7 protein-coding genes, 1 tRNA gene and 1 pseudogene are annotated in these 9,385 nt (G+C 42.9%); 6 read left to right on the forward strand and 3 right to left on the reverse strand.

Annotated elements, in window-relative coordinates:
* Positions 1–63: 63 nt before the first annotated feature.
* Positions 64–849 carry an exodeoxyribonuclease III gene (xth, locus tag PY364_RS03150; protein ID WP_275520495.1) on the forward strand — a complete coding sequence of 262 codons (786 nt, stop codon included), beginning with the start codon at positions 64–66 and terminating at the stop codon, positions 847–849.
* 50 nt (positions 850–899) lie between these two features.
* Complete coding sequence (locus tag PY364_RS03155) at positions 900–1,775, forward strand: SDR family oxidoreductase (protein WP_275520497.1); 876 nt, start codon at positions 900–902, stop codon at positions 1,773–1,775.
* Positions 1,776–1,929: 154 nt separating this feature from the next.
* On the opposite strand, the gene PY364_RS03160 is transcribed toward PY364_RS03155, so the two are convergent.
* Positions 1,930–3,027 (reverse strand): EAL domain-containing protein, encoded by a 1,098-nt coding sequence (locus tag PY364_RS03160; protein WP_275520499.1) that lies wholly within the window; start codon positions 3,025–3,027, stop codon positions 1,930–1,932.
* Positions 3,028–3,473: 446 nt separating this feature from the next.
* On the opposite strand from PY364_RS03160, the gene PY364_RS03165 reads away from it, so the two are divergent.
* Complete coding sequence (locus PY364_RS03165) at positions 3,474–5,453, forward strand: ATP-binding protein (protein ID WP_275520501.1); 1,980 nt, start codon at positions 3,474–3,476, stop codon at positions 5,451–5,453.
* Positions 5,454–5,464: 11 nt separating this feature from the next.
* Here the strand turns inward: PY364_RS03165 and PY364_RS03170 are convergent, their stop codons facing one another.
* Together PY364_RS03170 and PY364_RS03175 are read right to left on the reverse strand one after the other, a co-directional pair.
* Complete coding sequence (locus PY364_RS03170) at positions 5,465–5,641, reverse strand: type II toxin-antitoxin system HicB family antitoxin (RefSeq protein WP_275520503.1); 177 nt, start codon at positions 5,639–5,641, stop codon at positions 5,465–5,467.
* An 81-nt stretch (positions 5,642–5,722) separates the two neighbouring features.
* Positions 5,723–5,796 (reverse strand) — tRNA-Pro (locus PY364_RS03175).
* A gap of 144 nt (positions 5,797–5,940) precedes the next feature.
* Between PY364_RS03175 and lipA the strand changes: the two genes are divergently transcribed.
* The 3 genes and pseudogenes from lipA to PY364_RS03190 all read left to right on the forward strand — a co-directional run.
* Positions 5,941–6,825 carry a lipoyl synthase gene (gene lipA / locus PY364_RS03180; RefSeq protein ID WP_275520505.1) on the forward strand — a complete coding sequence of 295 codons (885 nt, stop codon included), beginning with the start codon at positions 5,941–5,943 and terminating at the stop codon, positions 6,823–6,825.
* A 429-nt stretch (positions 6,826–7,254) separates the two neighbouring features.
* Positions 7,255–8,517 (forward strand): RNA polymerase sigma factor SigC, encoded by a 1,263-nt coding sequence (gene sigC, locus PY364_RS03185; RefSeq protein WP_275520507.1) that lies wholly within the window; start codon positions 7,255–7,257, stop codon positions 8,515–8,517.
* Positions 8,518–8,798: 281 nt separating this feature from the next.
* Positions 8,799–9,062, forward strand: a pseudogene (locus tag PY364_RS03190) (transcriptional repressor); the annotation flags it as partial.
* Between the last annotated feature and the right edge of the window lie 323 nt (positions 9,063–9,385).

The raw sequence follows: 9,385 nt of genomic DNA on the forward strand, positions 1-9,385 counted from the left end.
AAGGAAGGGGAGGTAAGAAGGAAGTATTACAACAATTACCAATTACCAATTACCAATTACAAAATGAAAATTACCACTTGGAACGTTAATTCAATTCGCAGCCGTCTAGAACAGGTTTTAGAGTGGCTACAAGCAAATTCTGTAGATGTTCTCTGCCTACAAGAGACCAAAGTTGTAGATAAAGATTTTCCACTACAGCCATTTCTTGATATCGGCTATAATTGTTATATCTCTGGCCAAAAATCTTACAACGGAGTAGCCATTTTTAGCCGCTTACCAATGACAAATATTAGCACCGGATTTGCACCCATACTCGGCGCTGATATTGTTGGAGACTTTGACGACCAAAAACGATTGATCGCAGGTATAATTGCCGATATTCAAGTCATCAACCTCTATGTTCCCAACGGTTCAGAAGTTGGTAGTGATAAATATAACTACAAACTAAATTGGCTTAAACTTCTGCAAGAATATCTCAAAAATATTATTCATAAATCTCCTAATTTATGTGTCTGCGGCGATTTTAATATTGCTCCCGACGATCGAGATATTCACAACCCTAAAGCCTTTAAAGATCAAATCATGGCTTCACCAGCAGAACGCCAAGCCTTACAGGAAATCGTCGCATTAGGCTTCAGCGACGCTTTTCGCAAATTTACCGATGAAGGCGGTCATTTTAGCTGGTGGGACTATCGCACGGGTGGTTTCCGTCAAAATAGGGGATGGCGCATTGACCACCATTATCTCAGCTTGAGTCTATGCGATCGCGCCAAAAGCTGCATAATAGACAAAACTCCTAGACAATTACCCAAACCCAGCGACCACGCCCCCGTCGTTGTCGAAATTTGAAATATGAGTTATAAAGATTTGTAACCGCTGACAACTCACAACTAATTATCATGTTTCTAATTACTGGAGCAACAGGCGGACTAAGCCGCCGAATTGTGCGGCTACTCAGAGAAAGAGAAATAGCAACGCGAGCATTTGTTCGCCTCACATCTCGCTACTCAGAACTAGAAAACCGAGGCGCTGAAATTTTCATCGGCGACCTCAAGCAAGACAAAGACATTCAAAAAGCGTGCCAAAACGTTAAATACGTCATTAGCACGCATGGTGCAGGTAGCGATGCTCAAGCAATACATTACCGCGCCAACATTGAATTAATTGACCGCGCCAAAGATGCTGGCGTTGAACACTTTGTCTTTATTTCCGTACTTGGAGTAGACCGAGGATATGAAGACTCTACGGTATTTAAAGCCAAGCGTGAAGTAGAAAAATATCTGCAAACCAGCGGATTGAATTATACAATTTTACGACCTGCGGGTTTTGCTTCAAATTTAATCCCCCTAGCCGAACAATTTCGACAAACGGGAGTTTATTTATTGATAGGCGACCCCAAAAATCGCACATCAATTGTCAGTACCGACGACTTAGCAAAAATTGCCATAGACTCCGTAAATATTGCCGGAGCTCGCAATCAAATTTTACCAGTTGGCGGCCCCGATATCCTGACGCGAGAGGAAATTGCTCGCATCTTTGGGCGCATTTTCAATCGCGAACCTGTGGTAATTAACCCGCCTCTATTTGTGTTCGACGGCTTACGCGGAGCAGTGGGTTTATTAAACCCTCAAGCTCAAAAAGGTTTAAGCACTTTGCGAGTATTGTTAGCTAACGAATTTTTCTGTACCCCCGTAGAAATCGAAAGTTTGGAGTTAATTTTCGATATGAAAATGGAATCTCTAGAAAGCTATCTACGGAGGTACATCGGCGTTTAAATGGGACATCTTATAGTGGCATAGAATCGGGGCGAGTTTTCTGGATTTCTTGCTTATTCAGAACTTAAGCACCCTCTACGTAACGCCGCCTTCCAGGCGGTTTCTTTACCACTAGGATGGCGACGTTACGTATACTTTTGCATATTTGTATAAATTATTCAAAATACGGTGTAGTCACCACAGGCGGGGTAGTTGGCTTAGCAATTAAATAACCTTGCACAAAAGTTGCTCCCCGTTCCCGCACCCAGTGAAATTCCTCTAAAGATTCCACCCCTTCCGCCACAGTTCTAATATTCAAATGATTCGCAATTTCCAATAGTTTTTCAGTAATTAGAGCTTTGTAAGAATCTTGATGTACGTTGCGAATTAAGTCCATATCCAACTTCACAAAATCCGGGCGTAACTGATGAATTAAATTCAAGTTAGAATATCCAGCCCCAAAATCGTCAAGTGCAATTAAAAACCCTGCTTCTTGATAAAATTTTAGAATCTTAATCAAGTGAGCAAGATCCGGTGGCTGTTCCGATTCTGCTACTTCAAAAACAATGTTATCGTGAGGAATCCCGGCTTCATCAATGGCACGCACAGTCATTCGCAAGCACGTAGTTGGATCGTAGACAGAAGTAGGAGAGAAATTGATAAAAATCAACTCTTTAATTCCATGATGGCTTGCTTGCCGAATCGCACAAGTCCTAGCCAAAGCGTCTAGTTGAAAAACCATACCTGCGGACTCCGCTTGAGAGAAGATGCGACCCGGAAAAATTAAATTTCCCTCCTTGTCAAAACCTCTGAGTAACGCCTCTTGTGCAAAAATTTTAGAAGTATCTGAGGTGTAAACAATCGGCTGAAAATGACTGGTAATTCGCTCTTCTGCCAACAAATCAACCAACCATTCCGACTGTTTGAGGCTAGTGAAGTTATGCAGTGAAGCCATGCGGTAAAAATCACTAAATTGTGGTTTTGTATCTCCCGCCATCCATAAAACTTGCGTCTCTTTCAACTCTTTAGGCGTAAGTTTAGCTGATACTAGAGAACTCAAAGTTTCCGCTTCATTTTTTTCTAGAAATATGTACAAACATTTTTCATCTTCTAGAAATTGGGATTTAAGTCCAGCTTTTTGCAAAACAGAAATAACCTTGTTTAGTGTATGGCCTACAGGAAACCACAAGTATAAACAGCCGCTGCCTTCAATTTTGCTAGGCAGGGTTTCGCAGCGAGTGCAGGAGCCGAAAACTTTACCACTTTGATACATGAGAATTTCCTCTGAACTCAGGGTTGGTGTTAAAATTTATCGTTAGATATAATTTCCAACATATTAAAATTTTAGCTCATCTCTCTATAGAAGTATAGCATTGGTTGATGAGAGTTGGAACGCCTAATACCATTAAACTGACTTAAGCGATCGATAATTTATATTTTTTTAACAGTTAAAGCCTGAAGTCAGACTGCTTTACATTGTCAATTGTTAAACGAACTCAACTTTTAGGTGTTCAACCTATAGATAGAGTTAACAATCATTAAATATTAGGTAAAACTTAAAAATAGTTACTATATTTATACTATTCTATGCTCAGCAGTCTTAACGGCTTACATAGTCTTATTTTTATACATTCGTATAAAAATGTTTTCAATTTCTTTTTAGCTTACCTTCTTGTTCCAGCAAGCAAAATCTTCCTAGTCAGGTAGCCCTGTAAATTTATGACACTATCAGCCTTCCTGGGTCAAGCGTCTTCCTATACTGAGCGATGGCAACGACAGGGAACGCCTACGCAACACTCCCACAGTGAATGCTACGAAAAACCAGGATCTATGTATCATTTCCGTACTAAATCTCAGTGGCAGTTGTCAAGCATGGCGGGATTGATGTATCAATTCTTACTCCGTCAAGACGGTTCGTTAAGTTTCTTATTCTTAACTCCTAGTTTTGGCGAATTTTTTGAGCTGGATGCTTGGGAGATGGAATTGGACACAGAAACTCTTCTGGCTATGATTCATCCAGAAGACATAGATGACTTTCACAATTCTATAGCGATCGCCGCCTGTAATTTGCAATCATGGAAATGGGCGGGGCGGTTTATCTTATCTTCAGGACAGACTAAATTGATTCAGTGGGATGCTCAACCTTCCCGCCAAGCAAACGGAAATATTTTCTGGAATGGTTTGCTAGTAGATGTAACCAGTCACTATCAGTTAGAATCTGAAGTTGAACGTCTTTCTTTTTTACTAGGTTTGACTGAACGCTTGCAAACTTCTACTAACTTAAATGAGATTGCTGAATTTGCTATCCAACATCTTGTTGAAACCACAAACTCTACTTATGGAGATGTCAAAGTAATTAATAGCATTGATGAAAATTCTTACACTTGTCCTGTGGGTAGCGATCTGTCTGCCGAATTGGTGGCCGCCTACGGCAAACCCAACCCTACGGAAATAGACGAAGAAATAAACCATGACATCCTTAATAGTGAAGGAATGCTGTGGCAAGTCGTAAAAACTGGCCAGCCAATATTTGTCAAAGATGATACTCCAAAGCTAAATTCTGTCTCCACATTTAGCCAACCCGAAATTAACAGGATCGGTATTTTTCCGATTTCGGCTACAGACGGTAATGTTATAGGTGTGCTTACTTTAAATTCGCACAATTTCTCGCCAATTAAAAACAGCCCACAACAAGATTTAATCCTAGCTGCTTGCCGCATTTTGGGAGTTCGTATTGAACGGACAAAAGCTCAAGAGCGTCTGCTAAAAGCTAATCAAGAATTGGAGCTTGCTTCTCAACAGTTGACACAAAAAGCACAGCAGTTAGAGCAAACTTTGGACGAACTAAAACAAACTCAAACTCAACTGGTTGAAAGTGGAAGAATGTCTTCGCTGGGTACTTTAGTTGCTGGTATTGCCCATGAAATCAACAATCCTGTCAGTTTCATTTACTGTAACTTACCCCACGCCTCTAAATATTTTGTAGATGTCCTGAATTTGGTAGAAATTTATCAGCAATGCTATACCAATACAGTCCCAGAGATTGACAGAGTAATAGAAGATATTGACTTAAATTTTATCAAGGAAGATTTACCTAAACTACTGGGTTCTATGCAAGCAGGAGCGGAGCGAATTCGCAACATCGTCTATTCTTTGCGGAACTTTGCCCGTCTCGATGAAGCCGATATCAAAGCGATTGACCTTCATGAAAGTATTGATAATATTTTGATGATTTTGGATAGTCGCTTAAAAAAATACGGCTCTCGCTTTGAGATTCAGGTGATTAAAGAATACGGTCAACTCCCACTGGTGGAGTGTTATGCAGGGCAACTAAATCAGGTGTTAATGTACATTATGATTAATGCTATTGATGCTTTGGAAGAAGGCTATTCAGGGAAAATTACGCAGGCAAATTTTAGTATCCCGACAATTAGAATTAGTACGGAAGTTAGTAATAGTAATACAGTATTAATTCGGATTGCTGATAATGGCCCAGGCATATCTTTGGCATTGCAACCGCGTTTGTTTGACCCTTTCTTTACTACGAAGTCTGTTGGCCAGGGTACGGGTTTGGGGTTATCAATTTCCCACAGCATTGTTACTCAAAAACATGGGGGAAAGTTGAAGTGTATTTCTACACCAGGAGAGGGAGCAGAGTTTATCATTGAGATTCCGCTGCTGGTGGCTAAAGCTGTTTAATATTCAGTTAGCTATGGAGTGCGATCGCCTGATTCAATATCGACTGATAAACATCCTTCTATAGCTTCATAAAGGTTTTGAAGTAATTCCTCAAAGGTTTCTCCCTGAGTAGCACAACCAGGAATAGCAGAAACTTCTGCCCAAAATCCTCCTTCTTCTGCTTCGTGAATTATGACTTTAAGTTTCATTGATTTTTATTGCTTGGCGGTAGACTTCATAGCTTAAACAGCGATCGCAAAGAATGCCAGAGGCTATTTTATTATAAAAAATCGGGATGACAGGATTTGAACCTGCGACCCCCTCGTCCCGAACGAGGTGCGCTACCAAGCTGCGCTACATCCCGAATTTAGTCGTTTACGAGATTCTAGCACGCGCGATCGCTACGAACAAACTCATCCCACAAAAAATCTTAGAGTTCGCCACACCTGATCACCCCAACCCGTTGTATTATAATAATTTCTAACACTTCAGCAGTATCGAGGCAGTCGTGACAGTTAAGCCAGAATGGTTGCGAGTTAAAGCCCCCCAATGGGAGCGAGTCGGCAATGTTAAAGAAATTCTGCGGGATTTAGCCCTCAATACCGTTTGCGAAGAAGCATCATGCCCCAACATTGGCGAGTGCTTCAATGCTGGTACTGCTACTTTTCTAATTATGGGCCCCGCCTGTACCCGCGCCTGTCCCTATTGCGACATTGACTTCGAGAAAAAGCCTAAATCTCTTGATGCAACTGAACCAGAACGACTTGCAGAGGCGGTATTACGGCTTAAACTCAACCATGTTGTGATTACCTCTGTCAACCGAGATGACTTGACCGACGGCGGTGCATCCCAGTTTGGGCGGTGTATTCAAGCGGTGCGATCGCTCAGGCATCAAACTACGATTGAAGTATTAATCCCAGATTTATGCGGCAATTGGCAAGCTTTAGAGGCTATTCTCGCAGCACAGCCAGACGTACTTAACCACAATACAGAAACAGTTAAACGCCTTTATCGTCGAGTGCGCCCCCAAGGGGAATATCGGCGGACAATGGAATTATTGAGGCGCAGCCGGGAACTGACACCTTGGGTTTACACTAAATCAGGCATCATGGTGGGATTGGGAGAAACTGACGCGGAAGTTCGGGAAACGATGCAGGACTTGCGATCGGTTGATTGCGATATTTTAACTATTGGGCAATATCTGCAACCCACCCAAAAGCACTTAAATGTCGAAACCTTTGTACCGCCAGAACAGTTTGCGGCTTGGAGGGAGTTTGGGGAGTCCTTGGGATTTTTGCAAGTTGTCGCTTCTCCTCTAACTCGCAGTTCTTATCATGCTGAACAAGTTAGAGCCTTGATGCAGCTTTATCCCCGGCAGAGAATTAAAAATTAAAAATTAAAAATTAAAAATTTGAATTAAGACTTAGGCATCTAACTTGATACAGTAATCAAGTTTTGTAAAGATTTAGGTTGATTTTGCGAAGTGATCGGGAACCAACATTAACGGTGATGAAGATTATCTTAGCTTCTGACGAAAGTCACCCTCTGGTAGCTGATATTTTTTCTATACTAGCTAGCAAATAGAGAAGCATAACCCTCTTTACGGGCAGTCTGGTTGTTTGATGCTAGAGTCTGGCTACTTTCGCTAATGTTCGTCAAACATTACAGGGGCTTGAGTCCTAACAGATCGCAGCACGGGTGTCGGCAAAGCGGGAAACGAAACTAATAGCGGTGATGCTTCGTCTTAATACAGGGGGCATCATACAAATAAACCGCCGCTAAGCGCAGGATCTTGTTACCCGGAGCAACTGAGAGAATCACTATGCCAGCCACCTCTTTTTACGCTGAAGCCGAATACGACGAGCAACTGCAAGGGCATTCTTTGCGACCCGACGTAGTGGAGGGCGATGCCGAACAAGCTGTGGAAGACCTCCAAGAAGATGAGATAGAGGTCTTGGAAGGAGACACAGCTAAATTCCAAAACGCGGCCAGCCGCCGCACTACCGATTTGGTGCGCTTGTACCTTCAAGAAATTGGTCGGGTTCGTTTATTGGGTCGAGATGAGGAAGTCTCCGAAGCCCAAAAAGTCCAACGCTACATCAGGTTGCTGGAGTTGCGAAACACCGCAGCACTTGAGGATGAAGGGTTAATTCGCCGCTACGTAGGGTTAATTGAGGCACGCGATCGCTTAGCAGCTCAGTTGGGCCACCGCCCCTCCCTAGAACGCTGGGCCGCATTAGCAGGTGTCGCTGAGGTATCCGAGTTGAAGCGGATCATGGCTGAAGGTAAGCGCCACTGGGCTGAATTGGCGAGTCTGACGCTGGAAGCGTTAGATCAAATGATTACTGAAGGCATCCAAGCCAAGGATCATATGATCCAGGCTAACTTGCGGCTGGTGGTATCAGTTGCGAAAAAATATCAAAATCGGGGCTTGGAACTTTTAGATTTAATCCAAGAAGGTACTCTGGGACTGGAAAGGGCAGTTGAGAAGTTTGACCCGACACGGGGATATCGCTTCAGCACCTATGCCTACTGGTGGATTCGTCAAGGAATTACGCGGGCGATCGCAACCCAAAGCCGCACTATTCGCCTACCTGTTCATATCACTGAAAAGCTTAACAAAATCAAGAAAGCTCAACGCAAAATCTCTCAAGAAAAAGGCCGGACGGCAAGTATTGAAGATATCGCTGCTGAATTGGGCATGACTGCGCCCCAAGTGCGAGAAGTTTTGCTCAGAGTGCCACGTTCTGTTTCTCTCGAAACTAAAGTAGGTAATGAGAAGGATACTGAGTTAGGAGATTTGCTCGACGATACCGAGAGTGTTTCCCCAGAAGAAATGCTGATGCGGGAGGCTTTACACCGTGACTTGCAGCAACTTCTGGCCGATTTAACCAGTCGGGAACGAGATGTGATTCTGATGCGTTTTGGCTTGGGAGATGGACATCCCTACTCTCTGGCAGAAATTGGTCGCGCCCTTGACTTGTCGCGAGAACGAGTCCGCCAAATTGAAGCTAAAGCTTTGCAAAAGTTGCGCCAGCCGAAGCGCCGCAACCGAGTTCGGGATTATTTAGAGTCTCTAACTTAGTATAACTAGAGGCTAGGGCGTGTTTTCAAACTCTGGGGGGGCGAAGCATTCGGACACAAAACCTTGGTTTATAGTGGTAATTTATTGCCCGAATGCTTCGCCCCTACATCAAATTGATAGTTTGAGAACACGCCCTAGCCCCTTCTTCCCCGTTTATTGATTTTTTTTTGATTAATGCTAATAATCTAATCGCTATTGATTCTCAATAATCTTTAATACTTGAAAAAATATAGAATTCTTGTGTATGATTGTCAATAGGAAGACTTTTTGAAAAGCTGATTATGGTACTTTACACAGCGACATCATTTAAATCCGAACTCAACGACAAGGGCTGGCGGATGACTCCTCAGCGGGAGACTATTTTGCACGTCTTTCAAAATTTGCCAAAGGGCAATCACCTGAGTGCGGAGGATCTTTACAATGTGCTACAAAATCGAGGCGAAAGGATTAGTCTGTCTACCATTTACCGAACTCTAAAGTTAATGGCTAGGATGGGTTTGCTGCGAGAATTAGAACTGGCGGAAGGTCACAAACATTATGAAATAGTGCGATTCGTTTTACCTAAAGTAAGCTGAAAAGCTTGCGGGACGGTAAACCCAGTTGATGAAACTGGTGATAACTGATTACATTTGTGGGTGAATCGCTGTGCGGTAAGCCCCACCCCTCAAGTGCAGAGGTGAAAGCATATCCCCTAGTTTATTGGGTAGCAACCATGATAGCTAAAGCGGGGGTAAAAGGCAGAACTACTAGGAGCCAAACCCGGTAACTGTCGAGCAAGAGTCCATGCGTAGCGAAAGCAAAGATGTGTCTGAACCATCGTTAAGTGTAATGGTGTAATGGCTAGTCAAAGGTAAACCCGTTTTGAAAT

Source organism: Kamptonema sp. UHCC 0994, from assembly GCF_029167235.1.
GTDB lineage: Bacteria > Cyanobacteriota > Cyanobacteriia > Cyanobacteriales > Microcoleaceae > Kamptonema.